This window comes from Trichocoleus sp. DQ-U1 (genome assembly GCF_039961925.1).
Lineage (GTDB): Bacteria > Cyanobacteriota > Cyanobacteriia > Cyanobacteriales > FACHB-T130 > FACHB-T130.
Genome location: NZ_JAMPKB010000068.1, coordinates 1 through 17,597, shown reverse-complemented (window position 1 = coordinate 17,597; position 17,597 = coordinate 1). Strand labels below are relative to the sequence as shown.

18 protein-coding genes are annotated in these 17,597 nt (G+C 43.2%); 10 read left to right on the top strand and 8 right to left on the bottom strand.

Annotated features, from left to right (window positions below; all coding sequences use genetic code 11):
- Positions 1–6 precede the first annotated feature (6 nt).
- Positions 7–1,620, bottom strand: a complete 1,614-nt coding sequence (gene abc-f / locus NDI34_RS21980; protein WP_348233830.1) for a ribosomal protection-like ABC-F family protein — start codon at positions 1,618–1,620, stop codon at positions 7–9.
- A 259-nt stretch (positions 1,621–1,879) separates the two neighbouring features.
- Positions 1,880–2,941, bottom strand: coding sequence for a ribosome small subunit-dependent GTPase A (gene rsgA / locus NDI34_RS21975; RefSeq protein WP_190689808.1), 1,062 nt, complete (start codon positions 2,939–2,941; stop codon positions 1,880–1,882).
- 503 nt (positions 2,942–3,444) lie between these two features.
- Between rsgA and NDI34_RS21970 the strand changes: the two genes are divergently transcribed.
- The 9 genes from NDI34_RS21970 to NDI34_RS21930 all read left to right on the top strand — a co-directional run bounded on the left by NDI34_RS21970 (position 3,445) and on the right by NDI34_RS21930 (position 10,458).
- Positions 3,445–4,218, top strand: a complete 774-nt coding sequence (locus tag NDI34_RS21970; protein ID WP_242033158.1) for a nucleotidyltransferase domain-containing protein — start codon at positions 3,445–3,447, stop codon at positions 4,216–4,218.
- A gap of 201 nt (positions 4,219–4,419) precedes the next feature.
- Entirely contained in the window at positions 4,420–4,611 is a 192-nt protein-coding gene (locus NDI34_RS21965) for a hypothetical protein (protein ID WP_348233829.1), read from the top strand.
- A 58-nt stretch (positions 4,612–4,669) separates the two neighbouring features.
- Entirely contained in the window at positions 4,670–4,852 is a 183-nt protein-coding gene (locus NDI34_RS21960) for a hypothetical protein (protein WP_190412268.1), read from the top strand.
- Between the two features lie 156 nt (positions 4,853–5,008).
- Positions 5,009–5,656: a CDP-alcohol phosphatidyltransferase family protein gene (locus tag NDI34_RS21955; protein WP_348233828.1), complete on the top strand. Its 648-nt coding sequence runs from the start codon at positions 5,009–5,011 to the stop codon at positions 5,654–5,656.
- A 706-nt stretch (positions 5,657–6,362) separates the two neighbouring features.
- On the top strand, positions 6,363–7,577 hold the full coding sequence (locus tag NDI34_RS21950) for a hypothetical protein (protein WP_348233827.1): 1,215 nt from the start codon (positions 6,363–6,365) through the stop codon (positions 7,575–7,577).
- A 73-nt stretch (positions 7,578–7,650) separates the two neighbouring features.
- Complete coding sequence (locus tag NDI34_RS21945; RefSeq protein ID WP_190412266.1) at positions 7,651–7,830, top strand: HNH endonuclease signature motif containing protein; 180 nt, start codon at positions 7,651–7,653, stop codon at positions 7,828–7,830.
- 402 nt (positions 7,831–8,232) lie between these two features.
- A complete protein-coding gene (locus tag NDI34_RS21940; protein ID WP_190412265.1) occupies positions 8,233–8,694 on the top strand; it encodes a hypothetical protein in 462 nt (153 codons plus the stop codon).
- Positions 8,695–8,802: 108 nt separating this feature from the next.
- Entirely contained in the window at positions 8,803–9,600 is a 798-nt protein-coding gene (locus tag NDI34_RS21935) for a sulfite exporter TauE/SafE family protein (RefSeq protein ID WP_348233826.1), read from the top strand.
- A 111-nt stretch (positions 9,601–9,711) separates the two neighbouring features.
- Entirely contained in the window at positions 9,712–10,458 is a 747-nt protein-coding gene (locus NDI34_RS21930; protein WP_348233825.1) for a phosphatase PAP2 family protein, read from the top strand.
- Between the two features lie 31 nt (positions 10,459–10,489).
- Here the strand turns inward: NDI34_RS21930 and NDI34_RS21925 are convergent, their stop codons facing one another.
- The 6 genes from NDI34_RS21925 to NDI34_RS21900 all read right to left on the bottom strand — a co-directional run bounded on the left by NDI34_RS21925 (position 10,490) and on the right by NDI34_RS21900 (position 16,349).
- Positions 10,490–11,692 (bottom strand): AbrB family transcriptional regulator, encoded by a 1,203-nt coding sequence (locus NDI34_RS21925; protein ID WP_348233824.1) that lies wholly within the window; start codon positions 11,690–11,692, stop codon positions 10,490–10,492.
- A gap of 245 nt (positions 11,693–11,937) precedes the next feature.
- Complete coding sequence (locus NDI34_RS21920; RefSeq protein WP_190412261.1) at positions 11,938–12,363, bottom strand: DUF202 domain-containing protein; 426 nt, start codon at positions 12,361–12,363, stop codon at positions 11,938–11,940.
- A gap of 243 nt (positions 12,364–12,606) precedes the next feature.
- Positions 12,607–13,251, bottom strand: coding sequence for a hypothetical protein (locus tag NDI34_RS21915; protein ID WP_348233823.1), 645 nt, complete (start codon positions 13,249–13,251; stop codon positions 12,607–12,609).
- 146 nt (positions 13,252–13,397) lie between these two features.
- A complete protein-coding gene (locus NDI34_RS21910; RefSeq protein ID WP_348233822.1) occupies positions 13,398–14,057 on the bottom strand; it encodes a cadmium resistance transporter in 660 nt (219 codons plus the stop codon).
- Positions 14,058–14,078: 21 nt separating this feature from the next.
- Positions 14,079–14,816 (bottom strand): cadmium resistance transporter, encoded by a 738-nt coding sequence (locus NDI34_RS21905; RefSeq protein WP_190430926.1) that lies wholly within the window; start codon positions 14,814–14,816, stop codon positions 14,079–14,081.
- Positions 14,817–14,861: 45 nt separating this feature from the next.
- Positions 14,862–16,349, bottom strand: coding sequence for an APC family permease (locus NDI34_RS21900; protein ID WP_348233821.1), 1,488 nt, complete (start codon positions 16,347–16,349; stop codon positions 14,862–14,864).
- 222 nt (positions 16,350–16,571) lie between these two features.
- On the opposite strand from NDI34_RS21900, the gene NDI34_RS21895 reads away from it, so the two are divergent.
- On the top strand, positions 16,572–17,513 hold the full coding sequence (locus NDI34_RS21895) for a LysR substrate-binding domain-containing protein (RefSeq protein ID WP_348233820.1): 942 nt from the start codon (positions 16,572–16,574) through the stop codon (positions 17,511–17,513).
- Positions 17,514–17,597 lie beyond the last annotated feature (84 nt).

Here is a 17,597-nt window from a genome sequence, read left to right as displayed (position 1 = left end):
TTTTGGCTATTCCAGCAATTCTTGATAATATTGTTTTGTCTCATCGGGAAGAAAAACGGTCGTTCGCATCGCCTTATTTTGGATTTTAAAGGCTTTGGTTATCTGAATGCGACTGAGAAAGTCTAGGTCATGAGAAATTACCAAGATAGCACCTTGATACTCTTCTAACGCTTCAACAATTTGAGTAATGGTTTCTAAATCCAAATTGTTCGTTGGTTCATCCAATACCAGCAAGTCAATTTCTGATACGCTAATCATCGCCAGGGCAAGTCTTGCTAGCTCTCCTCCACTTAAGACCTCAGCTTTTTTATTCACTTCATCATTGAAAAATAAAAAGTGTCCAAGCTGTTGTCTGATAAGTTGATACTCAAGGTTGGGATTCGCTGCTTGCAAATTTTCTAAAATGGTTTTTCCTCTATCTACTAACTCGTAAGTTTGGTCAAGATATACAACTTTTAATTTTGGAGCAACTGAAACCTTCCCCGATGCAAGAATCGCTGGGGAATTTTTTCGATGGATGCCCAAAACTGCCCGAATTAAGCTAGATTTTCCCGACCCATTCGCCCCAGAAATAGCAACTCGCTCACCGGATGCTATGTGCATCTGTATATTCTTTATGAGAAACTGATTTACAATTTTCAGATTGGCTCCTTGAATGTTAATTAAGCTTCTCCCCTTTTTACTACTTTCTTCTTCAAGGCGAACAATGGCAACTGGATTTGTCCTAATTTTGGCAGATTCCAAATTTTGTGTAGCTTTAGCGATCGCCGCCTCATGTTTTTTTGAGGCGCTTCCAGCACTTGCTGATGCTCGATTCTCGAAGAATCTTCTTGCAGATTTTCCCATACTTCTATCGTGAGCTTGTTTACGCCCTTCTCTTCGGGATTTTCCTGCCCGTTTCTCTTCTTGCAAAGACGCATCAGTTGCCTGCTTAAGTTCTTTTTTGGCTATTTCTCGCGTCCTCAAAGCCACCTGAAATTCAATTTCTTTTTGTTCCTTATAGCTGGAAAAGTTACCACCGTAAACTTTCACTCCTAATGCTGTTAGCTCCCAAATAGTGTTGACAACTTGATTTAGGAAAAAAGGTTTGTGAGAGACAATCACAAAAGGTTGCTTCAATTCTTGGAGAAAATTCTTCAGATTCTCTAAAGCTAATAAATCCAGGTGATTAGTGGGTTCATCTAGGAGTAACACGCTTGGTTTTCTGTATAAACCAATTGCCAGAAACAATTTAGTCAGCTCTCCACCACTCAGGCTGCTAACTGGTAGCGAAATATCCACATAAGTTTTAAACTTGACCTCTAAAAGGTTACTGATTTCCCACCAATCTTCTGAAAAGTTACTTAAAAAATCAAGAACAGTCGCACCTTGAGTTGCCTGGATAAGGGTGCTAATTTGTGGAAGGTAATAAACCGTACCTTCACGATTCACAGAACCCGAACTAGGCTGAATTTCACCAGCCAAGATTTTGAGCAAGGTTGATTTTCCTACCCCATTAGCACCGACAAGCGCAATTCTATCTCCCTCATTCACTGTGGCTTGAACATTGGTAAATAAGGTTTGGTCGGAAGCGAGTTCGTAGCTAATTTGTTCGGCGGTTAGAAATGATTTTTTTTGCATATATGCTGAATCCTGGGTAATTAGAGTACAGATGATGATTTTTTGTTAGGTTCTTCATGGCTATTTCCAAAATACTGAGTGTTGATAAAAAACGCTGGCAAGTCAACTCACGGCTACACGAATTCAACTGCCTATGCGGAATTGAGGCCTTGAAACTTCCAAGTTTAACTTGGAAGTTTCGAGACTCCACTTCCCAATCCTTACTGGTTGCTCCTAGAAGTTAACGCTTTTTTGCTGGCTAAGATAATGACTTAGCTGCTTAGCGTTTTGGATTGTTTCTTAGAGCTTTATGGATTTTTTTCCATTTTTCCTTCTCGGCTAAAGACGCTTTTTGATCTTGTTTCCGGTGATTGTATTCAAGCTCTTGTTGAAGTTTTCGGTAGTTCCGGAAACGTTGCTTATCTAGAATGCCATCAAGCAAAGCTTGTTGCACTGCACAACCGGGTTCTGCTTCATGTTGGCAATCGCGAAAGCGACACTCTGTAGCAAGCGTATTGATATCAGTAAAGGTTTCCTGAAAGCCTTCACTTCCATTCCACATCTGAATTTCTCGCATTCCCGGAGTGTCCATCAGCAAACCCCCAGAAGGCAAAATAATTAACTCTCGATGTGTTGTGGTGTGGCGGCCTCGATTATCTCCTTTGCGTACTGATTGAACTGCTTGAATGTCCTTTTTAGCTAATTGATTGGTAATCGTCGATTTCCCGACTCCCGAAGAACCAATTAGTGCTACGGTTTGCCCCGTACCGAGATAGGGACTCAAGGCATCGAGTCCTTGGTTCTCAATTGCACTCAAGCTAATAATGGGTACGCTAGGAGCGATCGCTTCTACTTCCGTTTTTCGTTGCTCAACTTCATCGCACAAGTCGGCTTTATTCAGAATGATGACTGGATTCGCTCCACTTTCCCAAACCAAAATTAGATACCGTTCGATTCTTCTAAGATTGAAGTCTAGATCCAATCCCGAAACCAAAAACACCGTATCAATGTTGGTGGCAATTATTTGCTCATCTGTTTGTGCGCCTACAGCTTTTCGAGAAAATTTGCTTTTTCTGGGCAAAATTTCATGGATTTTTGCTTTTTCTTCATCGTCAATAATGCTAACGACTACCCAATCTCCGACCGCTGGAAAATCTGTTCGGGTGTCGGCTTGGTAACGCATTTTCCCCGTTACTTCTGCCGACAATTCTCCTAACTCGGTGTAGAGAAGGTAGGTATTTTTTTGCTCAAGAGCAACTCGACCAACAGTATACCCTTGTTGAAAATAGCTGTCAAAGTTTTTCTCAAAAAAACGATTCCAGCCCAACAACTCTAAATTCATTGAAGTTTCCTCTATGGGTGCGGTTATAGACCGCCAAACTCACAGAGGAATCGCGTAAATTATTCGCGTACATCAGAATAATTAAATGAAAAGCTCTGTGAGGATGGGGTGTTGCGTCTGAATGGTTGTGGCGGTCTTAACGGCTACACGCTCTAACATCACTCTTCCTCCTGAGATACTTTTCAATAATTTCCCGGTCAAGGGAACTGTAGTATGATACTACAACCAGTTGCAATTGGCTGAAGGTAGTTTACAAAACTTACCAACGCACGCCAAACTGTTGTATTCCATCGCGTTGTTCGCTGAGCTTATCTTATTCGCGCTTGTTGTCCTGGGAAATCACCCGATCGGGTGAGTCGGGAGGATGATGATCCTGTTGAGATTTTAGTTCTGCCCTGAAATAAATTACCCTACCCTACCCTTAGGAAAGGCTAACGCAAACGGGAACGCTTACGGCGAACGGGCTAATCGCTAAAGGCTTAAATTTTCTACATATTTTATACATGATGATGAGAGTAGAAATTCTTGAAACGCTGATTAATACCTTACAGCCAATTGATTTTGTTTTTGCTTTCTGGCAAGGAGGTTCGGCTGCACATGGCTATACAGATGAGTGGTCTGACCTCGACATTCAGGTAACTGTTGAAGATGAGCGCGTTGAAGAAACGTTTTCTATTGTAGAAACTGCTCTAGAAACTATTTCTAAAATTCGATTTAAGTTACGAGTTCCCGAACCGACTTGGCATGGTCACTCACAATGCTTTTACCAATTAGAATCAGCAAGTCCGTTCTTAATGATTGATTTTGTGCTAATGAAGCGGAGTAATCCCAATCATTTCCTAGCGTTGGAGCGGCATGGAAATCTAGTCGTTGCATTTGATAAAGCTAATCTTCTTGTTCAGACGAATTTGAATCAAAGCGAACATTTAGAGGAAATGAAAGCAAGATTAGAGATTCTAAGAAGTAAATTTGATTTTCTGCAAGTTTTTGTAAAGAAAGAGATTAATCGTGAGCGGTTTGTGGAAGCGATCGCTAATTATCACAACTACACAATGCAACCTTTAATAGAAGTTTTGGGAATGGTATATCGACCGAACCGATACGATTTTAAAACAAAATACTTTAGCCGAGACTTTCCGCCAGATGTAATCGCTAACGTGTCATCCCTTTATGGCATAGAAAATCTTGCTGACCTTGCTGAAAAACAACAACTTGCCGAGAAGCTTTTTGCTGAAGCTACGCAGCAGGCTGAAACAAAATTATTCGCTCCGCTTTAACAAATGCAAGCTTAGCTGCTAACCGGATAGATGGGACATTCACAGAATTACTCCGCCTCAACCCCCAAATGATTCGTGAAGGTAAGATCCTTGACTTCTCTACGTCGGGGATCTCAAGCGCTGGTTATAACTCAAATAGGATTGCTATATCAGAGCGATGGCTCTCCTTGTGATGAAATTCGTTCGTGTAGAGAAAGCATCATGGAGATGCACCCGAAGCGATCGCCTTTGCCAACGCCTAGAAAAGGCGAAAAAGACTTCACTATTTCCGCAAGGGATCGGCCAATTCTGCAACTGACCCCTTCTCAAGGCGCAGCGGCTACGAGAAAACTAGGTTTACAGCCACCAAGCAGGCGTACTTTTCAAAAACTGGTAAGCGATCGCTCCCCGTAAATCTGGATTCCCATAAAACTAAGGGTAATCGAGAACTTCACCCCCCAGGCATCTACCAATGATGGAAATCCTAGCTTACCTCCACACTGCGCTCGCCTACGAAACTGCAACCCGCAGACCCCTCAACCGCTTGGAACGCTACGAACCACTTCCTTTGCCTTTAGGGACAAGCGCGAGATCCAGTGATGTAGCAGCGAATGAGCAGTACGAAATGCAAGCGATAACGGTGCTTCCTTTTTAGATATAGCCATTCATTTTTCGACTCCTACACATAAGCTTCTTCTTAGCCCTCCTTTTTTAAGGGGGTTGGGGGGATCTGATGTGTAGCTTCACAAAAGCGAAATGGAATTAGCGATCGCGTCTTTATCATCACACGCTTACTCATGCCCTCAATAACATGAACAACTTAAATACAATCGAACACTCCCAACGCGATCGCCAAAAATATTCATCCTTGATTCTGCAATCTCTTCCCATTTCACTGGTCATTATCCGCCTCTGCCTAAGCCCTTTGCTATTATGGGATGCCCTTGACGGTACAACCAGTCCCTGGTTCATTTTTAGTTTTGTACTTGCCTTTCTTTCAGATATTTTTGATGGCGCGATCGCCCGTCGAATCGGTGTCAGTACCGCTGCTTTGCGACAAGCCGATAGTTTAGCTGATGTTTGTCTTTATCTATGTATCGGAATTAGTGCATGGTTAGTGCATCCTGATGTAGTTACTAAATTCTCGATACCATTGAGCCTCATAATCTTGATGCAATTAATCTGGTTGGTAGTAAACTTAGCGAAATATGGAAAACCTGCCAGCTATCACACTTATTCAGCCAAAGCTTGGGGAATAACGCTATTCATCACCACAATTGCCCTATTCGTTTTTAATTATGCTGGAGTTACGCTATTGATGATGATTGCTGTAGGTTGCATTCACACGCTAGAAGAAATTGCCATGACACTAATTCTTCCGGATTGGACACACGATGTCTTGAGTATTGTTCATGCGCGAAAGCTACTTTATTCATCAAGAATATCCAATCATATTTGAGCGACAAGAGAATGTCTAGAAAGTCCTAATCGAGACGCTTAAACGGTAAAGAGCCCCCTTGCATCCCTGCGAAGAGAGAGCCGCTATAGCGCGATCGCGCATCCCTCTCGCGCATCCGCGCCGCTACGCGAACGCTATAAAAAGGGGGATTTTGAGAAGATTCTCTCACCCTAAAAAGGAGGCTGGAGGTATCAAAGCAACTTTTGATAATTCTCAGGTATCCTCTAAACTGCCAGCGATTCAGCTCCCCGACTTGTTAAGAGAAGTCGAGGATATCGCCGTCACGCATCCTTTAGGATTGCTATGGGTAATTGATTGGGCTTTTAAACCATGTAGGCGGGTTTCGTTGATATCGCTGCGGCTTCAGCCGCCTAGATAATATTCAGTGGTTTCAGTTTTTGAAACCAACACTTTAGATGCCCTAATCTCAATGTTATAAAAACAGGAGTAAATCTCCCCAACAAATTAAGAATCGCGGTTATGGCAAGCTGATATTAGTTATTTCTTTATAAATTGCTTTGAGTGCGTTCAGAATCTATAAACGCAAAATAGCCTTGCGCTAACGTGCCTGTAAAACCTAGAAAAAATTTAATTTGGAACATAGATTTTTCAGACACGTCTCAAATGATTGTATGAACTTCAAGCAAACATCAAGCTTCTAAAATTTAATTCAAGTGGCTTTGGAGTAGCCTTAATTGTGGAAAGAATGACTCAAAGTAAAAATCCTAAAAAATGGCTGGTTGCTACTTTAATTTTATTGACTAGCAGCTTATCTTTATCTTTATGTACTGCTTTAACCTTAAAAGAAGCTGCTGTTGCCGATCCCGTCAAACAAGTATCTAAGAAAGAAAAGTTACCGTCTTCCGTTGCCAATGCCATTTTGCGAATAGCATCTCAACGCACGGGATTACAAGCGTCGCAACTACGCATCATTAAGTATGAACAGATTTACACCAACGGTTGTTTAAATCTGCCGCGTCCGGCTGAAGGCTGCACCAAAATTAATATGCCTGCGTGGGAAGTCACTGTAAAAGCTAGGCAACAAAGCTTAGTTTATCGAAGCGATCGCAACGGCTCCCGGATCAGATTAAATGAAGCTGCTAGCAGCATCGTTGATGCCAAATTGCCTAAATCTGTTGTCAGTGCCGTTTTGCAAGATGCCACCCAAAACTGGGGACTTCCGGCGAACACCGGACGCATTGTGAATGCGAAGCAGACAGGGTGGGCGTATGGTTGCGAAGTTTCGACTTTTCCCCATCCCTGCGATCCAGTTGTCGTGGAGGGCTGGCAAGTCACCGTAGAAAGCGGGCAAAAACGCTGGATTTATAATACTGACAAAGTGGGTTCCCAGGTTCAGCTTTATCAAAGGGAGATCCAGCCAAACGAGGCGAAAAAATTACCTCCTGCGGTTGCTGAGCAAGTTTTAAAGTTAGCATCCGAGCATTTAACCTTACCAATCTCCCAACTTTTGATTACAAAAACTCAACAGCAAACTTGGTCTAATGGCTGTTTAGATCTTCCGAGTCCTGTAGAGCGATGCATGAGCGCTCAGACACCGGGTTGGCAGGTGACGGTGGAAGGCAAACCGAAGCAATATCAGGTCTATCGTACCGATAAATCTGCTGAGCAAATTAGGACGGAAGCAATAGGTGAAATGCCGTCACGCAAAGATTCTTTGCCTAATTCCATTGCCAAGGTGGTATTGCAGGATGCCAGTAAGCAATTACAAGTACCAACTTCTCAGTTATACATCCTCGAAGGTCGAAGTCAGATGTGGTCAAATACCTGTTTTGATTTGCCCGGTACGGAAAATAGCTGCGCTCAAGCAATGGTCGCAGGTTGGCGAGTCGCTGTGGATGGCAACGGGAAAACCTTAGTTTATCGCCTCGATCGATCGGGTTCTCGGTTCAAAGTCGAGTGATTTTGTCGTTGATTTGGGGATTAGGTGGATGCCTAAACCAGGTAGTTAGCTTGATAGTAGGTGCAGGAGCGGATTGTCCTTCAAGGATGGAGACTTGCTGGACACTGACCATATCATCCCTAAAAACAGAGGGAGTAACGATACCCCTGAGAATCTACAGCTACTTCACCGACATTGCCATGATGTGAAAACAGCCCTTCGACGATTGGGATCTTCGGCTAGTAGTGTGCATGACCAGCCGAAGATCCCCTGAGGAGCCGGAGGAAGCGAAAGTTTAAAGTTCGGTTTTGAAGACAAGTCGGGTTGACGACAACCCGGCTTAGTTTAACTACTCAACTAACGACTCTCGACTACGTCCTGCTACGCTAACAAGCCTCACTTTCAGCCCCTGGCTGCCTGACAAATCATTCCGTGTAGGTTGGGTTGAACAGAGTGAAACCCAACAGCAGCCTGTATTTCGTTTAGTTTTGCTCCCGCCTCAAGCCAACCGATGACTCTTCTAAGGGTTTCAAGAGCTTTGGAGAGCCTTGCAGGTTTCACACCATAGTTAGATATTTCAAAAAAAACTAAAGCGTTGTCCCTTCCGCACTAGACTTTTGATCCGTATCAGATTAAATTGAAACTACGGTAACTCTAGCGGGATAGTGGATTTTGCATGGACAACGCTAAAAGACCCAGTAGTGAGCTGACCCTCGCAGGGCAAGTAACTCCTGAGCATTTGCAACCAGCGGCTCAACAAAGTTTCCAGGAAGGTTGGTTCAAAAAGCTCAGAGGCGGATTCCTTCTGGTCATTGGATATATGCTGTCACCACTATGTTGGTGGAATGACCTGTTTTTCAATCTGCCAATTGCTTATTTTTTTGGGTATATCTGTAGTTGGCTTTCCCCAGATTTACTTCTGCCTTGCTCAATCGTCGGGTACTGGCTCTCTAATATTGCGGGAATTCTCTTGATGCAAGTAGGGGCTGTCGATGTTTTTAGTAAGGAACCCGCTGAGCGTAACTGGAAAAAAGAGTTATTGACAGGTGTAGTCTCCTCAACCGCTTACACTCTGGTCATTCTGGCATTGATACAGTTTAAGATTCTCGATGCTCCTGTCTTATTCCCCGGTGGCTAAGGGGGATTTATAGGCGGTGAATGTTGCTTAATCGCCGCTAGCACTAAGGTCAAAGTTTACTTTTAGTTAGAGATTCAGCATTTTAATCGCCTGTATCAGGACAGCAGTATGGACTATCTATTACTACCGTTCCTCAGTTTTGTCGTGGGTATCATTGTGGGTTTAACGGGAATCGGTGGAGCATCTCTGATCACTCCGATGTTGATTTTTGTGTTCCACGTTCCACCTGCGATCGCAGTCAGTTCCGATGTAGTAGCTGCCACATTGATGAAGGTGATCGGCGGCTTTAAACACTGGAAACAGCAAACGCTTGACCTGCAAGTTATCAAATGGCTGGCTTGGGGAAGTGTTCCTGGCTCACTAACCGGAGTAGGGATTTTATACCTGATTAAGCTTAATGCAACCTTAGACCTAGATTACATTCTGCTACGTGCGATCGGGTTTATGATCCTGCTTGTCACTTTGTTGGGACTCGCACAATTGTCGCTGAAAACTTTTTTCCCGAAGTTGCAGTTACCTGAACTGCCTAAGTTTGACTTAAACACTCAGAGGGGTCGAATTTCGACCCTCAGTGTAGGAGCATTTTTAGGCTGTCTGGTAGGATTAACTAGCGTGTCTTCTGGTGCGATGTTTGCAATTGTGTTGATTACCTTTTTCCGCCTCGACGCGCGTAAATTGGTAGGCACAGATATTTCACAGGCAGCGATTTTATTGGTGTTTACTTCCCTTGGACACCTCTGCCTTGGAACAGTGAATTGGAGTTTAGTATTGCCAATTTGGTTAGGGACAGTACCAGGGGTTTTGCTTGGGGCTAAACTCTGCAAGGTTACTCCTCAAAGCGCACTCCGGCTGGTAATTTACGTAATTTTAGCAGGAGTAAGTTGGAAGTTAGTTTATCAAGCGTGATCTGAGTTTGATTTAATATCTGATAGCAAAGATATTTCCCCATCAGGGTGCTACTTTTTTTTTAAAAATAAAGAATTTCGGTTTGTACACATTTTCAGCATTTTTTGGTGAATGTTTAGTTCTAATTTTTGGAAGCTGCCTTCATCTTTCCTAAGTTTTCTCGAAAAGCTGCTCGTTGCTTATTGGCGTTCTTTGCTACTCCTATTGATAGGAGTCTGTTTACCAATGCTGGTTTTTGAAGAACTTGCATTAGTAGTATTGCAGAATCAAGGCGGTCTTCCCTGGGATGAAACTCTCCTGCTAGCAGTTCACAAGATAGCACAGCCACAAGTAGACGTTTTTGCGGCAACTTTAACCAAGTTCGGAGTATTTTGGGGCGTATTTCCAGTTGCTACTGTAATCTCGTTAGTGTTGCTACGCCTTAAAAAGTGGCGATCGCTCGCCTATTTACTGACCACGCTACTAGGGAGCATTTTGATTAATCGCACTGCAAAGCTGTTGCTGCATCGAGTGCGTCCCAACCTCTGGGAGTCAATTTCCCCAGAGTTTGATTATGCATTTCCCAGCGGTCACGCGATGTCCAGTATGACCTTGATAGCTGCTTTAGTCATTTTGACCTGGAATAGTAATTGGTGCTGGTTGGTGCTGGCTGTGGGGAGCGTATTCGTATTAGCGATCGGTTGGACGCGAATATATTTAGGGGTTCATTTTCCCAGCGATATTTTAGCAGGATGGATGGTTTCAATTGCTTGGTCAATTGGCGTTAGTCTGCTAATCCAACCACATTTAACTAAACCGAGTACTATTCCTGAGGATGAGCTAACTGTGGATGAAGAGGAATCAATAGCCCAAGGTTAACAAGCCCAAGGTTAACACCATCGCAAAGAAATTATGGCATTGCTGATTTGGGTGATATCGTTTTAAGCTGATCTGCTGCGCCATCTTGATTTTTTGTAGAACGGCCTTCTAGATAGCAAATGAAAGACACCAAAGCTGGAAGACACAGATTAATCGTCATTAGCCGAACTAGATGACCTGCGGTTACAATCTCAACATTGTGATGCAAAGCTAGAGAGATTAATATCATTTCTGGAGATCCGCCTGGAGATGTCACCAGCAAACACGTTAGCCAGTCCCAGGGCGAGATCAACGTAGCAATTCCTGCTGAGATGAATCCTGCCAAAAAGGTCATGGCTACAGGAACCGAGGCATACGCTACTGTAAGCTTTCCCAGCTTTGGGTTCATTCCCCAATATTCGCCGATTGTAATTCCCAGTAGAATTTGACCAATTAAATTAAATAAAGGGGGTAGATTAAAATCGATATGAGATAAAAATGGCAGTGAATCTAGCAACGAATCAAAAGCAACCCCGACTATTATTGAACACAAGAAACCAGCAACAGGGATTTTTAAATAACTGCCTATTTTAACTGTCAATAATGTTACAGATAGTAACAAAAATAGTAAAAATAAGTAGTTGAAATTTATGACAAATAAATTCTCAGTAACGGAATGAATTATCGCGTTAATGTCATGTGCGTTAGAAACATTAGCAATAAGCGGTATAACAATAATAATTGCCGTAAAGCGTATTAACTGAACGAGAGAAACAAGTGAAATATTTCTACCATAGTCTGCTGCTATACTTGCCATGATTCCTATATTTCCGGGAACCGTAGCAAGCATGGCAGTTAGCAAATCTGTTTTTTCAATGCGTGAATATATATAACCAATAATTCCACCACAAAACAGTAAAAATAATGCTAAAAATAGAAAGATATGTAATTGGGAATAAATAGTTATTAGATTACTTTGCTTAAGAGAAAATCCTACAGTAAGACCAACAATAATTTGTCCAAATTTCCTTGAGTTGCGATTAGGTTTAGCTTGATTGTTATATCGACGATAGAAATAAAAGACCAAGGCACCAGCAGCAATACCCCCAAGTATCCAAGACCCTCCACCTGCCCCAAGTGCAATAAAAGTTAGACCACTTAGTAAACCAATAATTATTTCTATACCAACAATTAAACAAGTGGTCGTCAATTTACTATTACTAAGTGTAGATTTATCCAAACTTATTTTGCTCACAAAATCTCCAATCTTTAATCATTACTTTTTTATGCGTTGAAGTGAAAAGATTATCCGAAAATGCTTATAAAAAGCGCATTGCTGACACATTGCAGCCTACCCTAAAAATAATTGACGGTGCAACATATCTGCGTAGCCTGTAGCCAGGTCTAACGCATTACTTCTGAGTTTATATGCGTTATAAAACCTCTAAAAATGACTTTTAAAGGTAGGCTCTCTTCAGGGTTACTTAAATAAAATCTCAGTTAATCAAGGATGACACCATTTAATGATTCAACTGGAACTGTGAAGACGTAGTAGATAACCCCAGCTCCCAAGGTGAGTACGGCAAGGCTAAATAAAATCACCCAGCGATCCGCAGGTTCGTATGTATCCTCATCAATGTCATGTCGAACAGCGAAGTAGTGCTGGGTTGACAGCAATACCGTTACCAAACCAACTAAGGAAAACACTAAACCTAACTTCCACCCATTACCAGGGGGTTGAGGCGCAAGAGGTGGGCGGAGGAGACGAAGGCGGACGATCAGAACACCAAATCCCATCAGCGCGATCGCACTCCGCATCCATGCTAAGTAGGTGCGTTCGTTTGCCAAATGATCCCGCACTCGCTCAGAAGTCCGTCGTTTCGGCGTCTCTAATTTTTCTGTACTCCCATTTATCGGCTTAAACATAAACAATAGCTGCACAAAATACTACCCTCAATTATCAGTTTAGATGTACAAACAAAACAAGCTTTATCCCTTCAGAAGCACTTTGATCCGGAACCCGATATTCCGAAAAATTTTATGAAGTCTATTAGCCAGAGAATGATAGCTGTTCAACCGTTTACTTTTGGTAGCTTTTCATACCCTGGCTGTCATCCTGTTACTCTTTAGAGGAAAAACACTTAAAGTGCTTTCGCTGGCGTGAAAAATTTAATCCTCGATTGGTGCGTTAGGAGTTTGCGCTTCCACATCTGCTGACGACAAGTTAGGAATAGACCATGTACCCTCACCTGCTTTGAAAACTTTCGCAGCAGGAACGTTGAATTCAACTGCACCAGTTTCTGGATTGGTTTTAGCGACTAATTGGGTTCCAGCCACTATTTTGAGAGCTACAGGCTCCCCTAAATTTTGCCCTTGGGTGTCACCAGGAGTTAAGCCAGCTACTTTGACACCACTTGGCAAGTAAACGCCATCACAGTTCCAATCATCGTCCGTGACTTTACCATTTCCCAAGTAGTAGAGAGTACTTGCTGCGGAAAAGTTAGATTTATTGGGTTTATGAGCATAGACCGCCAACGTTTTTCCAGTTTCATTACGGCACTGCCCCCAGTCTGCTGCTGTCTCTAAGATATATTTTTGCAGTTGCAACTCACCGAGCTTCTGCTGAATTTCCTCAGGTGTATAGTCGGATTGATCCGGTGCGTCTTTTGCCTTTAAGAGGCTGTCAAGAGATTGAGTTACCTCTGTGTAGTCAGGACTCTGGGTAAGTTTCGGTCTGTCTGCCAAAGAAGGTTGAGCTATCGCTAAATTGACCAGAAATACGAATGCTACCAGAGCGATTTTGAACAGTTTCATGAACTTTCTCCTTGCGAGATTCCGAGTTTTTCCAACTCGATGTTTGGGTTTATGGTTGGAAAATTTTTAAGGGTAGACCTTTAGCAAAAAAGGTTTTTATTAAATTGCAGATACTGGTAAATGGTCTGCCAAGGTAAAACTGACACTTATTGGAACGACGGTAAGAGTTGATAGCTACCGCTTTCAACCAGAATAAAAATTCCTAAGCCAACTAACACAAATGGGACGATTCTCTTACCGTAGCGAGTGAAAAGGTGAGCAACAACCGAATGGCGGGTTAATTGGTAGGCGACATAACACCAAACTCCAACCAACACAAAAAACACGCTTAAAATTACTCCCAAACTAGCCAGATTGCTACTAGCGAACAACGGTACATATATCCCGATATTGTCACCCCCATTAGCAAATGTAACAGCTGCGACGTGATAAGTCTGAGGAGTAAGAAAACTAGCGAGAGTTGACATCACTGAGGAACTAGCTTTTGAGCTATTGAATTCATCTGATACTGTCTGGACTTCGTTTTCATCTTTTTCCCAATTGACTAATTGATTCACTCCAATAACAATGGGAACCAGACCTAGTAAGCCAATCCAAGCTTTTGGCAGAATTAAGCCACCAAAGAAACCCGGAAGACTAGCGGCAATTAATACAGTGAATCCAAGATACTTACCTACAACAATATGTCTGGTGCGGAAGGTAGAATTTACCTGGGCGAAGAATAGCATCAAGATCACAATGTCATCGATGTTAGTTGCTACAAAGGATGTAACTCCGGCAATGATTGCTTGTGCAAACCAACTCATGACACTGCGATCGCAACCTCGTTAATTTTTCTCCACTTCAGGCGTTGAGCAAATTTCCGCCTCAGACACTTGATCGTTACTTCTGCCGAGAGTCAGCAAACAGAGACAACTTGTGACTAAGGTCAGTACGAGCAAGCCACGATTTTCCAGTGTGTGACTGTCTACTAGAATTAAAACACCCAACCCAATTAAAACAAAGGGAACGAGTTGATTGCCGTAGCGTGTGAGGGTTTGGGCGATCGCAGGTAAACGGGTTAATTGGTAAGCGGTGTAGCACCAAACTCCCACCAGCGAGAAGAATACCCCCAGAATCGCCAGAAGACCCTCCCAGGTACTACTCGCAAACAACGGCACATAGATACCGATGTTGTCACCCCCATTCGCAAATGTAACGGCTGCTACGCTATAAGTTTGTGGAGATAAAAAACTGGTAAACCAAGATTTCTCAGGTGGTTCTACTTTTTCCTCGCCTTCCGATTCATCCGTGTCTTGATTGAGTAAGCGACTAATTCCAATTGCAATTGGGGCAATGCCCAACAAACCAATCCAAGGGCGCGGCAATATTAGGGTACCAAAAAAACTGGGAAGGCTAGCGAGGACTAATGCACCAAAACCCAGATACTGACCAGCCACAATATGGCGACGTCGGAATACCGCATTCACTTGCGAGAAAAACAGCAACAAAATCACGATGTCATCAAGGTTGGTGGCTGTGAAGGCAGTGAATCCAAGGGGGATTGCCGTGATTATTTCGCTCATTTTTGCGTGTCCTTAAGGTTTGTAGATGCGTTGTCCAAACTAGCTTCAAAATTCATCATCTGCGATCGCTTCTGGTATCACCGCCGAACTTGGTGTCGCAAACTTGGCATGAATCTCTTCAATACCCCGCTCCATTGAGCTGACAATTTCTGGAGAACGGAATCTTTGAATGACAAACCATCCACACGTAACTATCAGGTACATCAAAAACAGGTAAGGAAACGCATCGTAAGGGGCTGCGGGAATTGGGAAAAGACTGCTACCGGGAATTCCCACACTTCCGAGAACGGGAATCATCATAAACCCAACTGCGAGAACTGAGAACACTACATGGTGTAGGCGGAGTTTTCTAATCTTGTGCAGGTAAACGGGTGCAGCGATCGAAATCAAGGTATAAACCGTTAAAAACCCGTAGCTACAGATCGCGCCCAAGTAACCCATGCTGTCAAACAGCTTCACATGAAACAGGGACATCGAAGCAGGCACAAGAAATACAATCAGCGAACACAGCGTAACGGCAATGTGCGGTGTCCGGTTCGATGAGTGAGATAAACCCAACGAAGAGGGGAATAAGCCGTGACGAGCCATCGTAAAGAAGACTCTGGCTGCTGGGTTGATACTACCAAGGACACAGGCAAAGAAGCTAAACAGGGCACTGAAGGCGACCAAGGTTCCTAAAAAACCAACTCCCGCCTGTTGCGCTAGAAAACCCAGCGGTTCTTCCGTAGTGGTAATGGAAACTCCAGTACCACTAAAACCCAGCACCTCAATGTAAGTCATCGAAATGAAGAATAGACCAGCCAGGGTAGTACTCCCCAAAACTGCTCTGGGGATCGTTTTCAATGGGTTTTTTGCTTCATCACCCAGAGATGTAGCACTTTCAAAGCCAGAGAAACTAAACATCACCATGACAAGCCCCATTGCGACGCTACCTGGAGTTACGCCTTGCAAAGTCAATTGGGACATATCTAAAGCAAAGCCTTTGTGCGCCCAGATGATGATCCCCAAGACGGCAATCAGGAGCAGAGAGGCTCCCTCCATCCACAGCATCGCCATTGCTGATAACTGAATATCTTTATATGCTGCATACCAGGCAACCCCTGCACCGAGCGCTAGCAGCGTAATCGTCGAGGGATGAACGCCCAAGTGACCAATCAAAATCCCGCTAAAGTTGGCAAAGCCACACAAAACTGACATTCCTGTAAACAAGTAAGCCAGAACTAAACTCCAGCCACAAATTACACCCGCTGTAGGCCCCAATCCTTTGACGATGTAAGAGTAGAGCGAACCGGGAGAAGCAGAACGACTGGCAAATTGATTAATGTTAGTACTAACAAGCACTAACCCAATCATGCCGATCAGAAAACTTAACCAGGTGCCATTTCCTGAAAGCACAACGATCAATCCTATATTTGAGGCGGGTATTGTTGTGGGTGCAATGACCGCAAAGGATTGAGCAAGAACTTCTCCAAAAGGAAGACAGTTTGGCTTTAAGCCGCGATCGCTCTGATTTAGTCGTCTTTCACTCGTCATTTAGAGACTCCCTTCATACAGATTTGCCAATTCGGTACGGCTAGCCGAATCTAACCGCTAGGCTTTGTCTGGGTAAGGCTTGATTGCAATGAATATATGTTTTCAATCTACGCAGCCAAATTAATAAAAGCAAATACTTTTTTTTGTTGAAAGGATAACTTAAAGTGATTGATAGCTTGATATAGACAGCTAGAGGTGCTTAAGGAGCCTTAAAAAGTAGAGATGACATTTGAACAATTACGAATTTTTCTAGCAGTGGCAGAACATCTGCACTTTACCCGTGCGGCGGAGGAACTATATATTACCCAACCTGCGGTTAGTGCCGCGATCCAAAGCTTGGAACAGCAATACAGCGTGAAACTGTTCCATCGCGTTGGTCGCCACATTGAGATCGCAGAGGCGGGGAAACTGCTACAGGTGGAAGCGCAGAAGATTCTCGATCAGGTTGCTTTGACTGAGCGAGGTTTGCGGGAATTAAACAATTTACAACGGGGTGAGTTGAAATTGGGCGCAAGTCTCACGATTGGCAACTATTGGCTACCCAACAAAATTAGTCAATTTAAAACACAATATCCTGGCATTTTTGTTAACTGTACTCTGGGTAATGCAGAAGAAATTTGCGAAGGGACAGCAACGGGACTATTTGATTTAGGTTTAATAACAGGAGAAGTCAAACCATCGCTACAGAGTTGCTTAGAGCAAGAGAGAGTCGGGAGCGATCGCTTACAAATCGTCGTGGGAAAGTCTCACCCCTGGTTTGAGCTTGCTGAGATTTCTCTAACAGAACTTTCTACAACCAGTTGGGTAATGCGAGAGCCAGGATCTGGAGCGCAACAAATGTTTGAGCAAGCTTTGCAAAATTGGGGAATCGCTCCTACCCAGTTCAATGTAGTTTTAGTATTGAACAGTAGCGAGATGGTGAAGGCAGTGGTTGAAGGCGGTGTCGGTGCAGCTGCAATTCCTGAATTGATGGTGCAAAAAGAACTACAACTCTCTACACTGCACGCAGTTAAAGTTGTAGATGATAGGACAAGAGCGAAGACGAAACTAGAAATCGTCCAGCCTGTCTTGAAGCTGAAGCATCAACAACGGTTTCAGACTCAGGTTTCAATTGCTTTTGAAAACCTGTTAACTGTATCCACAACACTATCTACAATATTTTAACCAATTTTAGTTAGGTTTTACAAATTTACTTAAATCCAACAATTTTGTAGAGTCTTCGACAATTAGCGGCAGCTTTCCATCCCA

What these genes read in the sequence shown, in the direction of transcription:
- NDI34_RS21940 (WP_190412265.1), top strand. Translation starts at nt 8,233, where the DNA reads ATGGACAACGCTAAAAGACCCAGTAGTGAGCTGACCCTCGCAGGGCAA.
- NDI34_RS21970 (WP_242033158.1), top strand. Translation starts at nt 3,445, where the DNA reads ATGATGATGAGAGTAGAAATTCTTGAAACGCTGATTAATACCTTACAG.
- rsgA (WP_190689808.1), bottom strand. Translation starts at nt 2,941, where the DNA reads ATGAATTTAGAGTTGTTGGGCTGGAATCGTTTTTTTGAGAAAAACTTT.
- NDI34_RS21935 (WP_348233826.1), top strand. Translation starts at nt 8,803, where the DNA reads ATGGACTATCTATTACTACCGTTCCTCAGTTTTGTCGTGGGTATCATT.
- NDI34_RS21915 (WP_348233823.1), bottom strand. Translation starts at nt 13,251, where the DNA reads ATGAAACTGTTCAAAATCGCTCTGGTAGCATTCGTATTTCTGGTCAAT.
- NDI34_RS21930 (WP_348233825.1), top strand. Translation starts at nt 9,712, where the DNA reads ATGTTTAGTTCTAATTTTTGGAAGCTGCCTTCATCTTTCCTAAGTTTT.
- NDI34_RS21965 (WP_348233829.1), top strand. Translation starts at nt 4,420, where the DNA reads ATGGAGATGCACCCGAAGCGATCGCCTTTGCCAACGCCTAGAAAAGGC.
- NDI34_RS21950 (WP_348233827.1), top strand. Translation starts at nt 6,363, where the DNA reads ATGACTCAAAGTAAAAATCCTAAAAAATGGCTGGTTGCTACTTTAATT.
- NDI34_RS21895 (WP_348233820.1), top strand. Translation starts at nt 16,572, where the DNA reads ATGACATTTGAACAATTACGAATTTTTCTAGCAGTGGCAGAACATCTG.
- NDI34_RS21960 (WP_190412268.1), top strand. Translation starts at nt 4,670, where the DNA reads ATGATGGAAATCCTAGCTTACCTCCACACTGCGCTCGCCTACGAAACT.
- NDI34_RS21920 (WP_190412261.1), bottom strand. Translation starts at nt 12,363, where the DNA reads ATGTTTAAGCCGATAAATGGGAGTACAGAAAAATTAGAGACGCCGAAA.
- NDI34_RS21910 (WP_348233822.1), bottom strand. Translation starts at nt 14,057, where the DNA reads ATGAGTTGGTTTGCACAAGCAATCATTGCCGGAGTTACATCCTTTGTA.
- NDI34_RS21905 (WP_190430926.1), bottom strand. Translation starts at nt 14,816, where the DNA reads ATGAGCGAAATAATCACGGCAATCCCCCTTGGATTCACTGCCTTCACA.
- abc-f (WP_348233830.1), bottom strand. Translation starts at nt 1,620, where the DNA reads ATGCAAAAAAAATCATTTCTAACCGCCGAACAAATTAGCTACGAACTC.
- NDI34_RS21955 (WP_348233828.1), top strand. Translation starts at nt 5,009, where the DNA reads ATGAACAACTTAAATACAATCGAACACTCCCAACGCGATCGCCAAAAA.
- NDI34_RS21900 (WP_348233821.1), bottom strand. Translation starts at nt 16,349, where the DNA reads ATGACGAGTGAAAGACGACTAAATCAGAGCGATCGCGGCTTAAAGCCA.